The sequence below is a fragment of the Novosphingobium beihaiense genome, assembly GCF_022832375.1.
Classification (GTDB): Bacteria; Pseudomonadota; Alphaproteobacteria; order Sphingomonadales; family Sphingomonadaceae; genus Novosphingobium; species Novosphingobium beihaiensis.
This window is the reverse complement of the sequence record NZ_JALHLG010000003.1, coordinates 241508-262063: the sequence shown is the minus strand read 5'-3', so window position 1 is coordinate 262063 and position 20556 is coordinate 241508. Positions and strand designations below refer to the sequence as shown.

General features: G+C 63.7%; 21 protein-coding genes. 15 read left to right on the top strand and 6 right to left on the bottom strand.

What is annotated here, in order from left to right; genetic code table 11:
- Positions 1 to 12 precede the first annotated feature (12 nt).
- Positions 13 to 642 carry a response regulator transcription factor gene (locus MTR66_RS02590; protein WP_243917636.1) on the top strand — a complete coding sequence of 210 codons (630 nt, stop codon included), beginning with the start codon at positions 13 to 15 and terminating at the stop codon, positions 640 to 642.
- Here the strand turns inward: MTR66_RS02590 and MTR66_RS02585 are convergent.
- Positions 619 to 3966, bottom strand: a complete 3348-nt coding sequence (locus tag MTR66_RS02585) for a PAS-domain containing protein (protein ID WP_243917633.1) — start codon at positions 3964 to 3966, stop codon at positions 619 to 621. The two genes, MTR66_RS02590 and MTR66_RS02585, sit on opposite strands and share 24 nt — an antisense overlap.
- A gap of 175 nt (positions 3967 to 4141) precedes the next feature.
- Between MTR66_RS02585 and MTR66_RS02580 the strand changes: the two genes are divergently transcribed.
- On the top strand, positions 4142 to 4525 hold the full coding sequence (locus tag MTR66_RS02580; RefSeq protein ID WP_243917631.1) for a serine hydrolase domain-containing protein: 384 nt from the start codon (positions 4142 to 4144) through the stop codon (positions 4523 to 4525).
- A gap of 8 nt (positions 4526 to 4533) precedes the next feature.
- The gene (locus MTR66_RS02575; RefSeq protein WP_243917629.1) at positions 4534 to 4977 is read left to right on the top strand and encodes a serine hydrolase domain-containing protein; all 444 of its coding nucleotides are present in this window, start codon (positions 4534 to 4536) and stop codon (positions 4975 to 4977) included.
- Positions 4978 to 5351: 374 nt separating this feature from the next.
- Here MTR66_RS02575 and MTR66_RS02570 read toward each other — a convergent pair whose 3' ends face one another.
- Together MTR66_RS02570 and MTR66_RS02565 are read right to left on the bottom strand one after the other, a co-directional pair.
- The gene (locus MTR66_RS02570) at positions 5352 to 6167 is read right to left on the bottom strand and encodes a class I SAM-dependent methyltransferase (protein ID WP_243917627.1); all 816 of its coding nucleotides are present in this window, start codon (positions 6165 to 6167) and stop codon (positions 5352 to 5354) included.
- Between the two features lie 518 nt (positions 6168 to 6685).
- Complete coding sequence (locus tag MTR66_RS02565) at positions 6686 to 7687, bottom strand: zinc-dependent alcohol dehydrogenase family protein (protein ID WP_243917625.1); 1002 nt, start codon at positions 7685 to 7687, stop codon at positions 6686 to 6688.
- Positions 7688 to 7890: 203 nt separating this feature from the next.
- On the opposite strand from MTR66_RS02565, the gene phbB reads away from it, so the two are divergent.
- The gene (gene phbB / locus MTR66_RS02560; protein ID WP_243917622.1) at positions 7891 to 8631 is read left to right on the top strand and encodes an acetoacetyl-CoA reductase; all 741 of its coding nucleotides are present in this window, start codon (positions 7891 to 7893) and stop codon (positions 8629 to 8631) included.
- A 1-nt stretch (position 8632) separates the two neighbouring features.
- Positions 8633 to 10414, top strand: coding sequence for a PHA/PHB synthase family protein (locus MTR66_RS02555; RefSeq protein WP_243917620.1), 1782 nt, complete (start codon positions 8633 to 8635; stop codon positions 10412 to 10414).
- Between the two features lie 49 nt (positions 10415 to 10463).
- Here MTR66_RS02555 and MTR66_RS02550 read toward each other — a convergent pair whose 3' ends face one another.
- The 3 genes from MTR66_RS02550 to MTR66_RS02540 form a co-directional block, all read right to left on the bottom strand.
- Positions 10464 to 10718 carry a hypothetical protein gene (locus tag MTR66_RS02550; RefSeq protein WP_243917618.1) on the bottom strand — a complete coding sequence of 85 codons (255 nt, stop codon included), beginning with the start codon at positions 10716 to 10718 and terminating at the stop codon, positions 10464 to 10466.
- Between the two features lie 168 nt (positions 10719 to 10886).
- Positions 10887 to 11543 (bottom strand): hypothetical protein, encoded by a 657-nt coding sequence (locus tag MTR66_RS02545; RefSeq protein WP_243917616.1) that lies wholly within the window; start codon positions 11541 to 11543, stop codon positions 10887 to 10889.
- 117 nt (positions 11544 to 11660) lie between these two features.
- A complete protein-coding gene (locus tag MTR66_RS02540) occupies positions 11661 to 12806 on the bottom strand; it encodes a LysM peptidoglycan-binding domain-containing protein (RefSeq protein ID WP_243917614.1) in 1146 nt (381 codons plus the stop codon).
- 239 nt (positions 12807 to 13045) lie between these two features.
- On the opposite strand from MTR66_RS02540, the gene MTR66_RS02535 reads away from it, so the two are divergent.
- The 10 genes from MTR66_RS02535 to MTR66_RS02490 all read left to right on the top strand — a co-directional run bounded on the left by MTR66_RS02535 (position 13046) and on the right by MTR66_RS02490 (position 20556).
- Positions 13046 to 15019 (top strand): OPT family oligopeptide transporter, encoded by a 1974-nt coding sequence (locus MTR66_RS02535; protein WP_243917611.1) that lies wholly within the window; start codon positions 13046 to 13048, stop codon positions 15017 to 15019.
- 142 nt (positions 15020 to 15161) lie between these two features.
- Positions 15162 to 15356 carry a 4Fe-4S dicluster domain-containing protein gene (locus MTR66_RS02530; protein ID WP_243917609.1) on the top strand — a complete coding sequence of 65 codons (195 nt, stop codon included), beginning with the start codon at positions 15162 to 15164 and terminating at the stop codon, positions 15354 to 15356.
- A gap of 23 nt (positions 15357 to 15379) precedes the next feature.
- The gene (locus MTR66_RS02525; protein WP_243917607.1) at positions 15380 to 16243 is read left to right on the top strand and encodes a 4Fe4S-binding leucine-rich repeat protein; all 864 of its coding nucleotides are present in this window, start codon (positions 15380 to 15382) and stop codon (positions 16241 to 16243) included.
- Positions 16240 to 16458 carry a putative nitrogen fixation protein NifT gene (nifT, locus tag MTR66_RS02520; protein WP_067734421.1) on the top strand — a complete coding sequence of 73 codons (219 nt, stop codon included), beginning with the start codon at positions 16240 to 16242 and terminating at the stop codon, positions 16456 to 16458. The genes MTR66_RS02525 and nifT overlap by 4 nt, the downstream gene beginning before the upstream one ends.
- 2 nt (positions 16459 to 16460) lie before the next feature.
- Positions 16461 to 17300, top strand: coding sequence for an SIR2 family protein (locus tag MTR66_RS02515; protein WP_243917605.1), 840 nt, complete (start codon positions 16461 to 16463; stop codon positions 17298 to 17300).
- Positions 17301 to 17635: 335 nt separating this feature from the next.
- Entirely contained in the window at positions 17636 to 19207 is a 1572-nt protein-coding gene (gene nifB, locus MTR66_RS02510; RefSeq protein ID WP_243917603.1) for a nitrogenase cofactor biosynthesis protein NifB, read from the top strand.
- A gap of 7 nt (positions 19208 to 19214) precedes the next feature.
- Positions 19215 to 19433 (top strand): 4Fe-4S dicluster domain-containing protein, encoded by a 219-nt coding sequence (locus tag MTR66_RS02505; protein ID WP_243917601.1) that lies wholly within the window; start codon positions 19215 to 19217, stop codon positions 19431 to 19433.
- A 7-nt stretch (positions 19434 to 19440) separates the two neighbouring features.
- Positions 19441 to 19986 (top strand): hypothetical protein, encoded by a 546-nt coding sequence (locus tag MTR66_RS02500; RefSeq protein WP_243917599.1) that lies wholly within the window; start codon positions 19441 to 19443, stop codon positions 19984 to 19986.
- Positions 19979 to 20305 carry a nitrogen fixation protein NifZ gene (locus MTR66_RS02495; RefSeq protein WP_243917597.1) on the top strand — a complete coding sequence of 109 codons (327 nt, stop codon included), beginning with the start codon at positions 19979 to 19981 and terminating at the stop codon, positions 20303 to 20305. The genes MTR66_RS02500 and MTR66_RS02495 overlap by 8 nt, the downstream gene beginning before the upstream one ends.
- A complete protein-coding gene (locus MTR66_RS02490; RefSeq protein ID WP_243917594.1) occupies positions 20302 to 20556 on the top strand; it encodes a nitrogen fixation protein NifZ in 255 nt (84 codons plus the stop codon). The genes MTR66_RS02495 and MTR66_RS02490 overlap by 4 nt, the downstream gene beginning before the upstream one ends.

Genomic DNA, 20556 nt, shown 5'->3' with positions numbered 1-20556 from the left:
GATGAGAGGCGATTGACCGATACGATCCTGATCGCGGACGACCACCCGCTGTTCCGTCAGGCGCTGGCGCTGGCCGTGGGCAAGGTGCTGCCGGGCGCGCGGGTGCGCGAGGCGGGAACGCTGCCGGCAGCGGCCCACGCGGCGGTGGAGGCGGACGATCTGCGGCTGATCCTGCTCGATCTCAAGATGCCGGGCGCGGTCGGCTATTCGGGCATTGCCCTGCTGCATGCCGAACGGCCTTCCGTCCCCATCCTCGTCGTGTCGAGCGCCGACGGGGCGGGCGCGGCAGAGGAAGCGCGCGCCTTCGGGGCTATCGGCTTCCTGCGCAAGGACAGCGATCTGGCCGCGATCGAAGCTGCCATCCGCGATGCCTTGGGCGGCAAGGAGGCCATTTCGCAGGGCAGCGGCGAAGAGCAGATCGACACGATCCGCCGCGATGTCGCGAACCTCACCCCCACCCAGCTCAAAGTGCTGCTGGCGGTGATAGAAGGGCAGCTCAACAAGCAGATCGCCCATTCGCTCGGCATCAGCGAGGCCACGGTGAAAGCGCATATGACCGCGATCATGCGCAAGCTCGACGTTTCGAACCGCACGCAGGCGGCTCTCGTCGCCCGTTCGCTAGGGCTGGACCTGCGGCACTGACAGAGCGGCGAGGAAGGCCTCGATCGCCTCCGCCGACGCAGGCTTGGCGAGTACGGACACGCCGATCGCGGTGGCCTGTTCGCGCAAGTCCGGCCCATCCTCCGCACTGATGACCACGGCGGCAAGGCCCGGCGCCTCGGTGCGCATGGCCGCGATCAGGCTCAGCCCGTCCTCGCCATTGTCGAGCCGGTAATCGGCCAGCACGGCATCGACGCGGCGGCTGTAAGGCACGGCTTCGGCTATTGTGGAGACGCCGAAGGCGCGGTGCCCCAGCCGTTCGAGCAGGGCGATGCTGGCCTCGACGATGCGCGGATCGTTATCGGCCACGAGAATGTCGAGCGGCCCGGATGTGCTGCTTTGCGCCGGGCTGGCGGGCGTTTCAGGGGGCTTGCCGGGGGAACTGGCCAGTTCGGGCAGCCAGAAGCTGAAACGGCTGCCCCAGCCCGGCTGCGAATGTACCGTGATCCGGCCGCCCAGCAGCCGCGCGATGCGGGTGGAAAGCGCCAGGCCCAGCCCCACGCCTTCGGCCTCCACAGTGCCCAGCCGGGTGAATTCGCCGAAGATCGCCTCGGTCTGGCCGGGCTCGATACCCACGCCGGTATCGATTACGTCGATGCGCACGCCGCCGCCGCGCCGCCGCACGCCCAGCAGCACGCCCCCATGCTCGCTATAGCGCACCGCATTGGCGAGGAAGTTCTGGATCACCGAACGCAGCAGGCCCGGGTCGGTGAAGACATGCCCCGGCAGCGGCCCCACCCGCAGGCCGAGCCCCTTGCGCTCGGCCATCGGGCGGAAGCTTTCGGCCAGATCGGAAAGGAAGGGCGCCAGCGCCAGGGCTTCGGGCCGGGCCTGCACGCCGCCCGCGTCCAGCTTGCTGATGTCCAGCAGCGCGCGCAGCAGGTCTTCCGCCGCCGAAATGGCATTCTGCACGCGCTCCACCAGCGGCAGGGTGTCCGTAGGCACATCGCGCTCGATCGCGGCGGTGAACAGGCGTGCGGCGTGCAGCGGCTGCAGCAGGTCATGGCTGGCGGCGGCGAGGAAACGGGTCTTCTCGCGGTCGGTTTCGGCCAGACGACGGTTCGCCTCGCTCAACGCGCGCGTGCGCTCGGCCACGCGCTGTTCGAGGGTTTCGAGGGTGCGGCGCAGTTCCTCGCGCACGCGGGCGTCCTCGGTGATGTCGGTAAAGCTGGTTACATAGCCGCCGCCGGGCATCGGGCCGCCCACGGTCTTGATCACGCGCCCGTCGGGCAGCTTGCGCTCGAACGTATGGTCCAGCCCGCGGCGGAAATGGTTGAGCCGCTTTTCGACGTGCGTTTCGGGCCTGCCCCGGCCGAAATCGCCGCGCAGGGCATTGTGGCGCAGCAGTTCGGCAATCGGCGCGCCGACGCGCAGCATCCCGGGCGGGTAATCGAACAGCGCCTCGTAACGGCTGTTCCACGCGACGACATTGAGTTCGGCATCGATCACGCTGATCCCGGCATCGAGGTTTTCGAACGTGGCGGCCAGCAACTGGCGCGAGAAGCGCAGGCTCCGCCCGCCCTCGTCGAGCAGGCGGGCGACTTCGGGCAGCCGCATCGTCCCGCCCTCGAACGCGGAATTGATCAGTGCGCGGGCCGAGGAGACGCCGACCACCGTGGCGATCAGCTCTTCCGCCCGCTGGGCCGAGGCGCGGTCCAGCGGCATGCCTTCGCGGGCTTCGGGAAATTCGCGGCGGGCGCGCTCTTCGCCGACGAAACTGCCGGTCAGCGCGGCGAGATCGGCGAGGTCGGTCACATGGTGCTGCCCGCGCCCGAAACGGGGCAGGGCCGGGGCTTTCAGGCCCCGCGCGGCGATCACCGCATAGACCGCGACATTGGAGCCCAGACTCCAGAACACGCCATGGACCAGCGGCGTCGCCTTGCCGATGCCGAAAAGCTGCAGCGGGTCGAACAGGCTGTCTTCCAGCGCGGAAAGCCAGTCCGGGGGCAGGATCGGCGGCAGCGCCAGCGTGTAGAGCCAGAAGGCCAGCCCCGTCGCCAGACTGGCGCGCGCGGCGATGGTGTCGCAGCCGCTGCTGTACGTCGCCATCAGCAGGTGCGGGGTGAACTGCGCCATGGCCGCAAAGGCGATCAGCCCGATCGAGGCCAGCGAGTTCTCCGAGGAAACCAGCAGCGCCCAGACCAGCGCCAGTGCCATGATCGCGAAGATGGCGGCGCGCCGCACCCGCAGCATCCGCCGCCCCATCTGCCCGGACTGCCGCCCCAGCCCGCCCTTCATGACGGACGGGAATACCAGGTCGTTGGAAACCATGGTGGCCAGCGCGGTGGAATCGACGATGGCCATCGATGCCGCCGCCCCCACACCGCCCAGCAGCGCGGCGGCCAGCATGAAACCACTGCCCGCACGCTCGGGCAATTGCAGCACATAGCGGTCCGGCCCGATCGCATCCGGCAGCAGCGCGCTTCCGGCCAGGGCGATCGGCAGCACCAGCAGCGCCATCAGCGCGATATAGGCGGCGAGCCCGAAGCGCGCCTGCACGAAGTCCCCCGGCTGGCGCGCCTCCACCAGCCCCATGTAGAACTGCCGGGGCAGGGCCACGATTGCCATGGCCCCGATCAGCGTGATGACCGCGAAATCCAGCGAGAGATGGCCGGGGCTGAACTGCTCGCCGATCGCCTCGACGCCTTGCGAGACGGCCTGCGGCCCGGCCTCGAACAGCAGCACGCAGGCCAGCGCGGCCACGGCCCCCAGAGCGAGGATCTTGAACAGCGCATCCAGCCCGATGGCATAGACCAGCCCTTCGGCCCGCCCGGCCAGTTCATAGCGGCGCGCGCCGAACAGCACCGCGAACAGCGCCAGCAGCAGCGCTGCGATCATCATCACCGGCTCGGTGACGGCACGTGCCGAAACGATCGACATGGCACTGCCGATCGAGCGCAATTGCAGCGCGATATAGGGGATCGATCCCAGCAGCGCCGTCACTGTCACCAGCCGGGCGACGATTACGTCATGACCGAAGCGGGCAGCGATGAAGTCCGATACGGTGGCGGCCTTTTCGGCGGCGACGGCCTGCGTCAGCCGCGCCAGAAAGCGCGGCGCGCCCAGCAGCACGAGCATCGGCGCGGCATAGATCGGCAGGTAGTTCCACCCCTCGCGTGCGGCGGTGCCCACGGCGCCGTAGAACGTCCAGCTCGAACAATAGACCCCCAGCGCCAGCGTATAGGCCCAGCGCCGCAGCAGCGGGCGGTGCGCGAAAGCCTTGCGCCGCGCTTCGACCGTGGCGGCAATGGCAAAGAGCATCACCACCAGCGCCAGTGTCAGGATCGTCGACGAATATAACGGCATCCCGTGCCCTTGCAGCCTCCTCCGACGGACCTAGCAGCCCGGGGGCGGTGCGCAACTGCTGATCGCGTGGCGGGCGAACTTTCCGTGATCGAGGATATTCATGCCAGACCTGCCCCGGTTTTGTAACAGCCTCAAATCCGGTAGGAACTGATCCGCAGAAGAGGGGGAAGGCACTATGCGGCTGCTGCTCATGCTGTTCGCGTTCATTCTGGCGTCGGGGTTGCAAGGCAGCACGCCAGATCAATCGATCGATGCGTTCATTGATAGGGAACTGCAAGCATCCGGCGCACCGGGAGCTGCATATGCGATAGTCGATCAAGGCAAAGTTCGCTCCGGAGCGCGAGGCACGATTCAGGCGGGCAGCGATCAGCCTGTCACACCCGACACGCCATTCCTGATCGGATCGATTTCAAAGAGCTTTACGGCACTTGCGATCATGCAGCTGGTCGAAGCCAAGAAAGTAAATCTCGATGCTGGCATCGACACGTATCTTGCCGTGTTTCGGGGACAATCCTCTGGCGCGACTCGAACACGAACTACCGAATTCTCGGGGCACTGATCGAGGCCGTGAGCGGACAGGATTATGCCGACTATGTGCAGGCGCACATTCTCACCCCGATCGGCATGAGGAACAGCTTCGTCTCCGATGGCCGAAAACCCGGAAAGGTCGCCGTCGGCCATCGTCCCTGGTTCGGCGGCAAGCGCGCCTATAACCCGGGCCGGACGAAGCCCGTCGACGGCCCTGCTGGCGGCATATTCGCAAGTGCCAACGATCTGGCGCTCTATCTCGCCATGATGCTTGATGGAAAAGACGATATCATCAGCGCTGCGGACAAGGCGAAAATGCTGCGTCCGGCGGACAGGCTATCTCCCTTTTATGGCTTGGGCTGGTTCCTCGATACCGATGCCGGAACCGCATATCACGATGGTCTGGTCCCCGGAACCGAGACACTCGCCACCATCGCGCCATCCGAAGGGCTTTGTTGCGCAAATGGCCAATGGATTCGCTAACGGAATCCATTGGCCATTTGCGCAACAAAGCCAATCCTGAATGTCGATCGGACCTAGGCTGCAGGACGTGCTGTATTACGTTGAGTAAGCACCGGTTGCCACCTGTACCTGTGGGACAAGCGGGCTTGCTGTCACTCAGGCGGTGGAAGCGCTCCGATTGATTCACATTCCACAGTCGCTAGGTTCCTGCATTGCATGAATATTTTCTAAAAGGGAGTAAATGAATCGCGATAGGCCTTTGTAAATATAGTGTAAGATGTTTTTGTTGGTAGGGTTGGTTTGTTTTTAGGTTGTCGATGGTCGCGTTATATTTGTTATTTTTAAAATAGTGCGTGGTGTTTGTAATTTACAAATTTGCGATCTTTTTTCATAACTCAATGGCTTCCAGGATTTGATCCGAGCGTTGTGCGGCGAAAAACCCCAATTAAGTTACTGCTGATAGGTAGAAAAGATGCAGGTGGAGTGCTTAGGTGATTTAGATAGTCAAAATTTTTCAAATCACTAAGGTCTTCTCTAAATATAGCACCTTCATAATTGTTAAACTGATTTAACAAAAACTCATCAGAAATAAAATTAGGGTGGGCTTCTCCCCATAATTTACGCCATCCAGATGATTTGTTTATCATTGCTGTTAGGCTTCCGTTTGGGCATGTGACGATGCAGTACCCTCCGATGGGGAGTAACTTATCCATATGTTTTTTGAATATACTTGGGTTGTGCATGTGTTCTATCGCGTGAGACGAGAAGACTAGATCAAAATCTTGAGAGAATTCGTTTTCATTTACATATTTTATGTTCAAGTTCTTGGCGCCAAAAGCTGACCTGACAGAAGAGTATTCATATGCGAGTGCGTCTTCTATGTATTCTTGCTCATTAAGCTGATGTGCTGTGTATCCCCAGTTTGCTCCATAGTCTAATACGCGAATTTTTTTATTGAGTTTTTTAGAAATGGAGTGTATCAAGGGGAGCCATCTACTGAAATCTTTTTCGGAGCCCGCAAAGTTGGATTTAATTAGCTTTTTTAAAGCTTCACTATTTGGAAGATCTGTTGTTAAGCCTGGCTGATAATATTCTTTTTCGTAGAACGCCTTGGACTCGTGTTCTGAAGTTGTAGGGTGCCGGTAGAGCAATTTGCAGTTGTTGCAATGGCGCAGGGATGTTGGGAACTTTTTAAACTCAGGTGCTGACACCAGGTTGAATTTTCTAGAACTGCAGGATGGGCAGGAGTTGCTACTCCCTAAAATTCTTTTTTTCGTCGACAATAGTGCGTATTTAACATTTGCCATCTATTTATCTTCCGCGAAGCTATAAATTAAATAAAAACACTGCGCAAAGTTTCTAAATTTTGCTATTATATAAATGTTTTATTGATGATTTTGAGGAGCTTGTTCTATATTCTAGGGCTGTGTTTTTCAGTGATGCATTTGAGGTGAGATTGTTGCAGTCTTTGCCTCTAGCACGAGGCGTGATAGCACGCCATATCGATTAATAGCATGTTTTTGGAAGTGATTCTCCTTGAATTTACGGCCGCACTGTAAACATAAGCAGTTGGCAAGCGAGTGTTAAGTTCATTTCGATTCTCTGTAGGCTTGCCTTTAAGGCGCTGTTTGAACCACAAGGTGACGTTCTGTCATGCCGCTTTTAGGTGGTTAAACGCTGCCACAATATTGGCGGGAATGGGCGCGAAGCAGCCGTTGTGGTTCACACCCTAACTCTTCAGCACCAGCGCCCCTTCCACTTCGCCCTTGCGTAGCCGCTCCAGCGCCTCGTTCGCCTGCGCCAGCGGCATCGGCGTCACATGCGTGCGGATGCCTGCTTGCGCGGCCAGATCGAGAAACTCCGTGCCATCCTGCCGGGTGAGGTTGGCGACCGAGAGGATCGAACGTTCCTCCCACAAGTCGGCGTAGGGGAAGGCGGGGATGTCCGACATGTGGATGCCGCCGCAGACTACGCGGCCGCCTTTCTTCACGGCTTTCAGCGCCAAAGGGACAAGCGGGCCGACCGGGGCGAAGAGGATGGCCGCGTCCAGCGGCTCGGGCGGCATTTCGGTGGAGGCACCTGCCCAGGCACAGTCGATCTCGCGGGCGAAGGCCTGGCCTGCCGTGTCGCCCTCGCGCGTGAAGGCGAAGACTTTGCGGCCTTGCCAGATCGCGAGCTGGGCGAGGATGTGCGCGGCGGCGCCGAAGCCGTAGAGGCCGAGCACGGGAGCCTCGCCCGCCATGCGATAGGAACGGTAGCCGATCAGCCCGGCGCAGAGCAGCGGGGCGGCGTGCACGTCGTCGAAGGCATCGGGCAGGGCGAAGCAGAAGTGGGCGTCGGCCACGCAGTGCGTCGCAAAGCCGCCGTCGCGGGTGAAGCCGGTGAAGGCCGGATCGTCGCACAGGTTCTCGCGCGCGCTGGTGCAATAGGGGCACGCGCCGCAAGTATGGCCGAGCCAGGGCACGCCGACGCGCTGGCCGATGGCGAAATCCGTAACGCCCGCACCCAGTTCCTCGACGTGGCCGACGATTTCGTGGCCGGGGATGATGGGGAGCGGCCCGTGAATGTCCCCGTCGGCGACGTGGAGATCGGTGCGGCATACGCCGCAGGCCGTAATCCTGATGCGCACTTCGCCCGGTCCGGGCCGGGGCAGCGGGCGTTCGACCGGGCGCAGCGGCTTGCCGGGGGCATCGAGTTGCATGGCGTGCATCGTTATGGCCTGGATCGTCATGGGGAGGCTCCTTTCCGGCAGGAGGATTGTCTTACGACTCTGGCAGGCCGCACTTGCAAGATGTGCCCTTATACGTCACTTTTTAAGGTGCCGCTTGACCGGGATCACATCGCGTCATCGGTTTGCCGTCTATCTGAAGCAGAGTTTGGCGGCGCGCGCATCGGCGCCCGTCACGAATCCGTCAGTCTGGACTGGAGCCCCCCATGAACGAAATACTTTCATCCGCCCGTGTTGCGCTGATTACCGGAGGTACGACTGGGATCGGCGCGGCCACCGCCTGTGCCTTCCGCGATGCGGGATACCGCGTTGCCGTGACCTATCTCGGCAATGCAGAGCAGGCCGAAGCCTTTTCGCAGGAGAGCGGCATCCCCTCGTTCGAGTGGGACGCTTCGGACAGCGATGCTTGCGTTGCAGGCGTGGCGCAAGTGGCGGCGGCGCTCGGGCCGGTCGATATTCTGGTCAACAATGCCGGGATCACCCGCGATGCCAGCTTTGCGCGGATGACGCCGGAGCAATGGCGGCAAGTGGTGCGCAACGATCTCGACAGCTGCTTTTCGATGAGCCACGCGGTCTGGGGTGGGATGAAGGAACGCGGCTGGGGTCGGATCGTCTCGCTCTCCTCGGTCAACGGGCAGGCCGGGCAGTTCGGGCAGGCGAACTATTCGGCGGCCAAGGCAGGCGTGCTGGGGCTGACCAAGGCGCTGGCGCAGGAAGGCGCGCGCCACGGGATCACGGTGAACGCCATTGCGCCCGGCTATATCGAAACGGAAATGGTCCGCGCGGTGCCTGAAAAGGTGATGGAAGGCATCGTCGCGCGCATTCCGGTGGGACGGATCGGCCAGCCTTCGGAAATCGCGCGCTGCGTGCTGTTCCTCGCGGCGGAGGAGGCGGGCTACATCACCGGCTCCACGCTTTCGGTGAACGGCGGGATGAGGATGGACTGACATGGCCACCCAGATCACCGCCCGCCGCCCCTGCGACGAAGAGGCCGCGCCCGATCCGATGGAAGGCGTGGCCGACCTGCTGGACCGGGTCGCGGGCTCCTCGCTGGCGCAATGGACGATGGGCATCGCGCCCGAATCGCTCGCGGCTGCTTATGCCGACTGGGCAGTGCATTTCGTGCGCTCTCCCGGCCGCTCGCTGCTGCTGGGGGCCAAGGGCGTGCGCAAGGCGCAGCGGCTGAGCGACTATGCCACCCGCGCGCTGGGCAGCGGCGGGCGGGCGGAGCGCTGCATCGCGCCGCTGCCGCACGATCACCGTTTCGACGATCCGGCGTGGGACACCTGGCCTTTCGGCCTGTGGCAGCAGACGTTCCTGCTTACCCAGCAGTGGATCGATGCCGCCGTGCGCGATTGCCCCGGCGTGGCCCCGCACCATGAGGCGATTCTACGCTTTGGCCTCAGGCAAATGCTCGATCTGATCTCGCCCGCCAATTTCCCGGCGACCAATCCCGTGGTGCAGCAGCACATGGTGGAAACCGGGGGCAAGTGCCTGTTCGATGGCGCGAAGCTCTGGGCGGAGGACTGGCAGCGGCAGGTCCGGCGCGAGCCGCCCGATACCGGCGGCGATTTCGAAGTCGGCCGCAATCTGGCGGTGACGCCGGGCAAAGTGGTGTTCCGCAACGAGCTGATCGAACTGATCCAGTATAGCCCCACCACCGAGCGGGTGCGCGCCGAACCGATCCTGATCGTGCCGGCCTGGATCATGAAGTATTACATTCTGGACCTTTCGCCGGAAAACTCGCTGATCCGCTATCTGGTCGATCAGGGGTTCACGGTCTTTGCGATTTCCTGGCGCAATCCGGGGCCGGAGATGCGCGATACCGGGATGGAGGATTACCGGCGTGACGGGGTGATGCGCGCGCTCGATGCCGTCTCGGCGATAACCGGGGCGGAATCGATCCATGCTTGCGGTTATTGTCTGGGCGGCACGCTGCTGTCGATCGCGGCGGCGGCGATGGCGCGCGATGGCGATACGCGCCTGTCCACAGTCACGCTGCTGGCGGCGCAGACCGACTTTACCGAACCGGGCGAGATCGGCCTGTTCATCGACGATGCCCAGGTGCGCTATCTGGAAAACCTGATGTGGCAGCAGGGCTATCTCGACAGCCGCCAGATGGGCGGCGCGTTCGAGATGCTGCGCTCGGCGGACCTCATCTGGTCGCGCGCGGTGCAGGAATACCTGATGGGCGAGCGGGCGCCGATGAACGACCTCATGGCCTGGAATGCGGACGGCACGCGGATGCCCTATGCGATGCATAGCCAGTACTTGCGCCGCCTGTTCCTCGACAATGCACTGGCGCGCGAGCGCTATGTCGCGGGCGGAGGGACGGTGGCGATGACCGACGTTACCGCGCCGCTCTATGTCGTGGGCACCGAGACGGACCATGTCGCGCCTTGGCGCTCGGTATGGAAGATCCATTCTCTGACCGATGGCGAGGTGCGTTTCGTGCTGACCAACCGGGGGCACAATGCAGGTATTGTCTCGGCGCCCGGAGGGAAGCACCGGCACTACCGCGTGCTTGACCGCCCGCAGGACGAGAACCACCACGATGCCGATGCCTGGCTGGCAATCGCGGCCCAGCATGAGGGATCGTGGTGGACCGATTGGGCCGAATGGCTGCTGGCGCATTCCGGCCAGTCCGTGCCCGCCCGGGAACCCGGCAATGCCAAGGCGGGGTATCCCGTTCTGGGCGATGCGCCGGGGCGCTACGTGCTGGAGCGCTGAGTTATCCGTCCAGAATGAGGGGCGCTTGCAGCGTCCCCTTTCTGGCTTGTTATGCGGTTTCGGAGCTGTCCGCCTTCGGCTGTTCAGGCGCGGTAGCCTCATCCGGTTGTGAAGCTGTGACGATTTCTTCGGCCTTCGCTGCGGCTTCGGGCGGAACGACCTGTCCCATTAGGCCGGACCAGGCGCGCCACCATTCCATCTGGAATTCCTGCAGCGATTCGAACGCCCGCATGGCCATCAGGAACGGCGCTTCGGGCTGCATCAGCGGGATCGGCGAAGCATTTTTGGGCACTTCGAACGTCATGGCATGGCTCCTTTCGTTCGCTGGCCTGAGGTATGGCCCTTTGTTCGCGGCTGCCGGCGATCTTCCGCAAAGATCCGGGCCAACCTCTAGCGCGAGTCGCCGCCGGCATGCCCTTATACCCCACTATCAGGCTGCGTTTATGACGAAAGCGAAAGGCCTGGCCTGAAACTAGCGAATGGCTTCCAGCAGCAGGAAGCGTCCCTCATACCACTGCAGCACGAGATGCCGGCCGAGTGGAAGCACCAGCCCGTACCATTGGCCGCTGGCATCGGAAGGCACTGTCCACTGCCCCTGGCCGCAGCCGAGCGAGCGGGCGGCCCCGGCGTCGCCAGGCTCTTGCCAGGCGGTGAGAGCAGCCTTGAGGGCGCTGTGGGCTTGGGGATCTCCGGCGGGCTGGCCGCGCGGGCTCAGATAAGGGCCGGTGCAGATGTCGCTGACGTCGAACTGTCCCGTGTCGGGGCCATCCCAGCGCAGCACGCCCGGCGCATCGCCGTTCGCCGAGATCGTCAGGGTCGCGCCGATCATCTCGCGGTCGTCTTCCAGCGGGTCGGCTGCGGCAGGGTTGTATACTTTGGCGATGCGCCAGTGACCGGCGATGGAACAGGGGCTTTCGGGTGCCTGCGGATCGCAATCGGCACCCGGGATAGGAGCGGCACCGGGGGAGGTCCCCAATGGCATTGCCGCTGCCGTGGCCGCCGAATGATCGGGCTGCGGTGCCACAGTCCCGTTCTGCCCGGATGCCCCGCCGCAGGCCGCCAGCAGAACGAGGGCGGCAACGGCGGCCGTGGCAATCCGCGCAGGAACAAGAGGTCTACGGATGGGCATAAGCGAGTACGTAGCTTAACCGGGGCCGGTTCCCAAGTTCCACCGGCGGTGCGCCGAAACCGGAGGGATTGAGCGTCTGGCACCCTGCGGGCCCCGCTGCGGCGTTATGGCTAATGCTCATTTGAACATCGCCAGCGCATCGCGCAGTTCGTTGGGATAGCGCGTGTTGGCGACATCGCGCAGCTGGGCTGCCTGACCGGCCGTATATTTGCCGTTGGCGGCGAGGCCGAGCACATAGCTTGTCCGTTCGGAATAGATATTCCGGACGAGCGCCTTGTCGTAACCGGCCGAGCCGCGCTGATGCGTGGCATCGGTATTGCGCACAGCGGCTGCGAGTATCTTCGCCGCGCCGCCATGCTGCACGCTGACTGACCAGGTGGCGTCGCGCACCGCATCGTGGCGTGCGGTGAGATCGAGGCCGGTCGCTTCCTTCACGGTATCGGCCGCCGGTTGATAGTGGGTTCGTTCGATGAAGGCGTGCTGAGCGGCCTTGAAGGCTTGCGGCTCGCGCGCGGCGATGGCCTTCCATTGTCCCGTGAACGTGGCGCGGCCGGGTGTGCCGGTCAGTTCGCCTGCCCATGGCTGGCCTTCTGAGCGGAGGAAGGACTGCAGCGTTCCCGCCTTGGTGGAGAATTGATAGCTGCCATAGGACACGCCGCCCGGATCGTTCACGCCCGAGGATACCGTGCCCGGGCCGCGGCCGCTGGTCTCATAGCGTTCGGACAGCGAACCAAGCTGGTGCGTGGCAACGGGCGCCTGCGTGGCGTTGTGGGTGGCTGCCGGTATTGGTGCCGGAGCAGGCGCTGCGTCAGGCGATAGAGGCTTGGCTACCGGTGCATGCCCGGGCAGCTGGAGTTCCAGCCCCGGCTGAATGACATCGGGATTGGAAATGCCGTTGATCCGCGCGAGTGTCTGCCAGTCCGTGCCATGGGCCGCCGCGATCCCGCTCAGTGTCTCTCCGGCGTGGACGATGTGCGTGGCCACCTGGCTTTCGGGCAGGCGGATGGTCTGACCTGCGCCGATCCTGTCAGGATCGGGAATGCCGTTGATCCGTGCAAGCGTGGCGGCATCGGTGCCAAAGCGCGTGGCGATGGCCGTCAGCGTATCGCCCGGTTTTACCGTATAGCTGGGCGGCGGGGCGATCCGGTCGAGCGCGGAGGGCTCCGCCATCAGCTCTTCGAGAGGAGAGCGGGCAGGCTGGTCCGCAAGCGTGCTGCCGCTGCCGGGATTCGTATCGACCCGCATCGAACCTTGAATATCCATGATCGCCGCCTCCTTCCGATGCCGGGCTTCGGGGCGGACTGTGGCGCTCAACCGGGACGGGGCCCATAGTCGTTCGGATCATGTGGCGTAGTCGTATAGATTAGGGCCTGTGGGGATTCAGCCCATGCGGGGCTGCACCGTAAGCCGGGAAACCTTGACGCGGATGCAACCTGGGGCTGTTGCCGGCGCCTTCGCCGTGCCATGAACGGGCCTCTGGATTGATAGGACAAGGTTATTTCATGGCGAGCGAAGCAGGCAGCGTGCAGGCACGAGGCGGTTCGGTGGCGGAACTCACGCTGCGCGGCGTGCTGCTGGGGGGCTTGATCACGCTGCTGTTCACGGCGGCCAATGTCTATCTGGGGCTCAAGGTCGGGCTGACGTTCGCCACTTCGATCCCGGCGGCGGTCATTTCGATGGCGGTGCTGCGCGGCTTCAAGGATTCGACGATCTGGGAAAACAACATCGTCCAGACCGTGGCGAGCGCAGCGGGAACGCTGGCGGCGATCATCTTCGTGTTGCCGGGCCTCGTCATGATCGGCTGGTGGCAGGGTTTCCCGTACTGGACGACCGCCGCGATCACCGGGACGGGCGGCATTCTGGGCGTGCTGTTCTCCGTGCCGCTGCGTCGCGCGCTGGTGGTCGATACGCCGCTGCCTTACCCCGAAGGCAAGGCGGCGGCCGAAGTGCTGCGCGTCGGCTCGCAATCGCGCGAAGGCGCGGCGGAAAGCGCCAAGGGGCTTTCGGTGCTGATCTGGAACGCGCTGGCGTCCGCAGGCTTTGCCGTGCTGACCCAGACCCGCCTCGTCGCGGGGGAAGCGGCGATCTGGTTCCGGGCCGGGCCGGGGGCGACCGGCATTTCCGGCGGCCTGTCCTTCGCGCTGCTCGGCGTGGGGCACCTTGTGGGGCTTTCGGTCGGCATGGCCATGTTCCTGGGCCTCGTGGTGGGCTGGTGGGTGCTCCTGCCGGTGCTGACCGCGCAGATGCCCATGGCGGGCGGGCCGGAAGTCTGGGCGAACAGCGTGTTCAGCGCCAATGTGCGCTTTTTCGGCGCGGGCGTGATCGGTGTGGCCGCGGTCTGGACGCTGCTGCGCATCGCCGGTCCGGTGATCGGCGGCATCCGTTCGGCCATGGCGACGAGCCGCGCGCGCCATGCGGGCGAGGCCCTCGCGATCGAGGAGCAGGACTTGCCGATCGCCTGGGTCTTCGCCGGGGCGCTGGCCATGCTGGCGCCTATCGCGATCCTGCTGTGGAGCCTGGTATCGGGCGGGCCGCTGGCCGGGTCGGAAGTGGTGCTGATCGCCGGGGCTCTCGTTTTCGTGGTCGTGATCGGCCTGCTGATCGCGGCGGTCTGCGGGTACATGGCCGGGCTGATCGGGGCCTCGAACTCGCCGGTGTCGGGCATCGGCATCCTGTCCGTGGTGGCCGCATCGCTGATGCTGGTGGGGCTGTTCGGGCGCGGGCAGGATCCGGACACGACGGCGGCGCTTGTCGCTTATGCGCTGATCGTTACCGGCATCGTCTTTGGCGTTGCCACCATTTCCAACGATAACCTGCAGGATCTCAAGACCGGCCAGCTCGTCGGCGCGACGCCGTGGAAGCAGCAGGTGGCGCTGGTGATCGGCGTCGTCTTCGGCTCGCTGGTGATCCCGCCGGTGCTGGACCTCCTCAACACCGCTTTCGGGTTCGCGGGCGCGCCTAATGCCGGGCCCAATGCATTGCCCGCGCCGCAGGCCGCGCTGATTTCGGCCCTGGCGAAAGGCGTGCTCGGCGGCGATCTCAACTGGGCGATGATCGGCTGGGGCGCCGCGGCGGGCGTGGTCTTCGTGGTGCTCGACGAAGTGCTGGGCCTGATGGGCCGCTTGCGCCTGCCGCCACTCGGTGTCGGCATTGGCATCTATCTGCCGATGGCCGCGATCCTGCCGGTGGTTATCGGTTCGGTGCTGGGCTGGTTCTATGACCGCTGGGCCGCGGGCCGCGCCGATCCGGCGTTTGCGGAGCGCATGGGCGTGCTGACCGCGACCGGGTTGATTGTCGGCGAGTCTCTGTGGGGCGTCACGTTCGCGGGCATCGTTGCGGCCTCGGGCAGTGACAGTCCGCTGGTTCTGGTGGGTAACGGCTTTGCCGGTTCCGCGCTGATCGGCGGGACGGTGCTGTTCTTCGCGCTGATCTGGGCGCTCTACCGCCGCACGCAGAAGCTGGTGCTGGCGGACTGATCCTTCCCGCCGATGCGACATTGCAGACATGCATTGTCGCAGACGCTACATTGGATGAACCGCAGAAACGGGAGATTTCCGCGGTTCCCATGGCTGGCATGGTTCCTGCTTTGCTGACGGCAAACAACTCAGGAGACCATCCATGGCCTACAAGATCATCGCTTCGCAGTGCACCGGGTGCTCCGCGTGCGAGTTCGAGTGTCCCAATGCGGCGATCTCGATGAAGGGCGATACCTTCATCATCGATCCGAACAAGTGCACCGAGTGCGAGGGTGAATTCGATCACCCGCAGTGCGACACCGTCTGCCCGGTGCCCAAGACCTGCGTCCCGGCCTGAACCGCACTGTCCGGGCAGGGCCAATGCCGGATGACGATCTGGGCCTTCCGCTTGACTGGAAGGGGCGGCCGATCCGGTGCCGGGAGTGCAATCACCGGGCGATCAACGCGATGGGGCTTTGCGTCAAGGGCAAGGCCTGTATCCGCGATCGCCGGGCCCGGCGGGTGGACCGGTTCCTGAAAGGGAACCCCGATCTCGCCGACCAGTATCTGGATCACCCGTACTTCGAAGTGCGGGCCGGGGCGGCGCGCTATGCCAATGTGTTCCGCCTGCCGCCGCTGCTGCAAGACCCAGAACCCGAAGTGCGCGCCATGGCGACGCTGAGACTGCCGGAGGACCGGATACGCGACATGATCCGAGACGAAGACATCGATGTGCGCATTGCCGCCGCCTCGCGCCTCAAGGGGGCGGATCTGATGCCCGCGATCCACGATGACGCCTATATGGTGCGCATCACGGCGGTGCGCCGGATGCCCGCCGAGCTGCTGCCGCTGGTCTGCCACGATCCCGATCCGGAAGTGCGCTCCTGGGTGGCGCGGCGTATCGATCTGCGCGCCTTGCCGGACATGTGTTTCGACACCGATCCGCTGGTGCGCCGCGAAGTGGCCGAAAGGCTGCCGATGGATCAGCTGCGCCTGCTGGTGAACGACAGCGACTTGCGCGTGCGCTTCACAGTGGCCGAACGCATTGCCGAGGAAGAGCTGGAGCCGCTGCTCGACGATCCCGAGCTGGCGATCCGCGAACTGGCGCGCGAGCGCATCGCGCAAGTGCCGCACCTGGCGCACATGCTGCAACCCAGGACGGGCCAGTTGCGCCTGCTCGATACCGAAAACCCGCCTGCCGATTCCCTTTCCACCGATCTAGCGCCCAAGGAACCAAGCCGATGAAAGTCATGATCCGCCGTGCCGAGGGCGTGCTGTCCGCCTATGTCCCCAAGAAGGATCTGGAAGAGCCTGTCGTCGAAACCGAACTGGACACGCTCTGGGGCGGATGGGTGAAGCTGGCTAACGGCTGGATCCTCGAACTGCCCGAGATGGCGGAAGACACCCGGCTGCCGATCACCGTCGAGGCGCGCAAGCGCGCCACTGCCGAGGAGGATTGATCATGACCGACGTCCTTGAGAACCCGCAAGTCTTGCTGGAAGAAGTTTCTGCCGGGCTGAAGGCGGGCAGCATGGTGCCTTACATCGGCCCCGGCATTTCGGCCCTGCAGGAGCAGGTGGTGCCGATGGGGCCGGAAGCGCTGGCGGATTTCTTCGCCACCAAGACCACGCTGCCCAAGCGTGCGCAGGGCAATCCCTGGGCGGCGGCGCAGTACATCGAAAGCTACCGCTTCCGCGACACCGTGACGCTGTGGATGCAGGAAGCCTTTGCCACGGCGGTGGCGCCCTCGCCGTTCCATGCCTGGCTGGCGGGCCTGCCGCTGCCGCTGATCATCGATACCTGGTATGCGGGCGAGATGCGTGCGGCCATGGCCGGACGTGACGATTGGGCCGAAGTGCAGGGCATCACCCGCGCCGGGATCGGCGAGGATCGCTGGTTCCGCTTCTACGATGCGGCGGGCAAGGCGGTGGACGCGGAGACGGCGGCCAAGGCGAAGACCTTGCTCTACACGCCGCACGGCGGGGCTGTGCCGGATGCGAATTTCCTGATCTCGGATGCCGACTATGTCGAGGTTCTGACCGAGATCGATATTCAGACGCCGATTCCGGAAGAAGTACGCCAGCGCCGCACCGGCATGGGGTTCGTCTTTATCGGCTGCCGTTTCCACGATCAGCTTTTGCGTACTTACGCGCGCCAGGTGATGAAGCGTTCCTCCGACCGTCACTATGCGATTGTCGATCTGGACGCCTTGACCCGCAACGAACGGCGCTTCCTCGATGAGCAAGGCATCCAGGCGATAGACCTGCCGCTCGCCGAAGCGCTGGAGAGCCTGATGGCCTGACCCTTTCCTCACGAGACCCGGTTCACCGTGCGACCGGAGTGGAACCCTGCGCCGCCCCCATTTCGATGCGGGCGGCGCCCTTTTTTTGGCTCTTCGTCCTTGTCGCATAGCGCCGTGCCGCGCGTCGTATCCTTGTCACAAGCGTGCCGCGTCTGTCGCGATGGCGACAATGGAACAAAGCGCACGGGACATTTGTGACATTGCCTGTTGCAGCGCGGCAAGGAATGCCCGGAATCCCGCGTTTTCGATGTTTGGCATGGTGTTTGCGACGCAGCATTCCATCAGCAAATGCCGGCGGTAGCCCCCACCGCCGCGCGACAGACCGGGGAGTTTCCATGACCGAAGCTATGTTCGAGGACAGCCATTCGAATGGGTCCGATGATTCCGCCGTCGATATCGCAGACGTGATGCAGAAGATGGCCGAGCACAAAGGGTGCGGCACCGAAGGCGGCAGCGGCAAGGCCAGCTGCGGCAGCAGTGGCGGCCCGGAAGACATGCCCCCCGAAATCTGGGAAAAGGTGAAGAACCATCCCTGCTATTCGGAAGAAGCGCACCATCACTATGCGCGCATGCACGTGGCCGTGGCGCCTGCCTGCAATATCCAGTGCAACTACTGCAACCGCAAGTATGACTGCGCCAACGAAAGCCGCCCGGGCGTCGTGTCCGAGCGTCTGACGCCGGAGCAGGCCTCGAAGAAGGTGCTGGCCGTGGCCTCCACCATTCCGCAGATGACCGTTCTCGGCATTGCCGGCCCCGGCGATCCGCTCGCCAATCCGGGCAAGACCTTCGAGACTTTCCGTCTCATCAGCGAAGTGGCGCCCGACATCAAGCTGTGCGTTTCGACCAATGGCCTCGCGCTGCCTGACTGGGTGGACGAGATCGCCAAGTACAAGGTCGATCACGTCACGATCACCATCAACATGGTCGATCCCGAAGTGGGCCAGCACATCTATCCCTGGATCTTCTGGGAGAACAAGCGCCTCACCGGCTACGAAGCCGCCAAGATCCTGACCGAACGTCAGCTCCTGGGCCTCGAAATGCTCACCGAGCGCGGCATTCTCGCCAAGATCAACTCGGTGATGATCCCCGGCATCAACGACAAGCACCTTGTCGAAGTGAACAAGGCGGTGAAATCGCGCGGCGCCTTCCTGCACAACATCATGCCGCTGATCTCGGCGCCCGAGCACGGCACTGTCTTCGGCCTCAACGGCCAGCGCGGCCCGACGGCGCAGGAACTCAAGGCCCTGCAGGACGAGTGCGAAGGCGACATGAACATGATGCGCCACTGCCGCCAGTGCCGTGCCGACGCGGTGGGTCTGCTGGGCGAGGACCGTTCGGCCGAATTCACCACCGACAAGATCATGGCGATGGAAGTCAACTACGACTCCGCGGGCCGCAAGGCCTATCAGGAAGCCGTGGAAGCCGAGCGTCTGGCCAAGGTCGCAGCCAAGCAGGACGAACTCGACGGCCTTGAAAAGGCGGGCGACATGAAGATCCTCGTCGCTGTCGCCACCAAGGGCCACGGCATCATCAACGAGCACTTCGGCCATGCCAAGGAGTTCCAGATCTACGAACTCTCGCAGACGGGCGCCAAGTTCGTCGGCCACCGCCGCGTCGATCTCTACTGCCAGGGCGGTTACGGCGAGGAAGACGCGCTCGAAACCGTCATCAAGGCGATCAACGACTGCCACGCGGTGTTCGTCGCCAAGATCGGCGGCTGCCCCAAGGCGGACCTCACCGAAGCCGGGATCGAGCCCGTGGACCAGTACGCGCACGAATTCATCGAGAAGTCGGCGCTGGTCTGGTTCAAGGACTATCTGGACAAGGTGGAATCGGGCGAAATCGTCCATGCCGATCGCGGCGATGCAGCCATCCGTCAGGGTGCGCTGATCAGCGAAGCGGGCTGAGGCGGCCATGGCCTACAAGATCGTTGGCAGCCAGTGCACCAATTGCACCGCCTGCGAGGCCTTGTGCCCCAACATGGCGATATCGGAGGCGAAAGGCACTTTCGTCATCGATCCCGCCAAGTGCACCGAGTGCATCGGCCACTTCGACTCGCCGCAATGTGTCGCCATCTGTCCGGTCGACGACACATGCGTGATCGACAACGCCTACCCCCGGTACGAGGCGTGAGGCGGTGATGGAGGGGCCGCTCTTCGAAGGCTTCGGCGGGGCATCGGACGCAGTCGAGCGTTCGATCCTTGCCAGCCCGCTGCTCGGCGGTGGGCTGCCCGCCGAAGCGCGCGCCCACCTCGACAGGGCGGCGGAGCGCTATCACCTCACCGATGTGGCCGAAACGCACTTGTTCCAGGCCGAGGCGATAGCGCCCGATCACGCCGCGGTGCTGATCGCGCTCTATCGCTTCTATTTCTACAAGGGGCGGCTTTCCGAAGCGCTCGATGTGGCGCGTGTCTGCGTCGAAAAGGCGCTGCGTCTCAATGTTCTGGACGAGAACTGGCGCCGGGTCAGGGCCGAAGATGCCGCGTTCGGCGAATGGGAAGCGCTGCTGCCGCGCTTCTTTCTCTTCAGTCTCAAGGGTTATGCCTATCTCTCGATGCGGCTGGGCAAGCTCGATGAAGGCCGGGAGGCGGCGGAAAAGCTGCTCGAACTCGATCCGCGTGACCGGATCGGCGCGCAAGTTCTGATCGATGTCCTCGACCGGATGGAGGAAGAAACCGATGAGTAACATCGTCCGCGACAGCGAGGTGGTCGAACTCAACCGCCCGCCCGCCTTCCGCTATGGCGAAAAGGTGAAGGCCAAGCGCATGGTGCGCAACGACGGCACGTATGCCGGCAAGGAAATCGGCGAACTGCTGGTCAAGAAAGGCGAGCAAGGTGTTGTCGTTTCGATCGGCACGTTCCTCCAGCAATTCTATATTTACGGTGTCGAATTCACCGAGAGTGGCAACCGCGTGGGCATGAAGCGCCGCGAACTGTTGCCGATCTGGGATGGCGAGGAGGAAGACGAACTGCCCTGCGCGCTTCCGGCGGGGAGGGGACTATGATGTTCGATCTGCGCGAGCCGGTCTATCAATGGGGCGAGCGGGTAATTGCCGCTGTCGATCTGGTGAACGACGGCACCTATCCCGGCGTTGCGGAAGAAGCGGTGCTGGCGGCCACGGGCACGCCCGGGGAAATCGTCAATGTCGGGCACCATTCCGACAGCAATACCCCTGTCTATCTGGTGGAATTCCTCACGGAGTCGAACGGCCCGGTGGTCGTCGGCTGCCTTGAAGAAGAACTGGTCCGGCCCTGA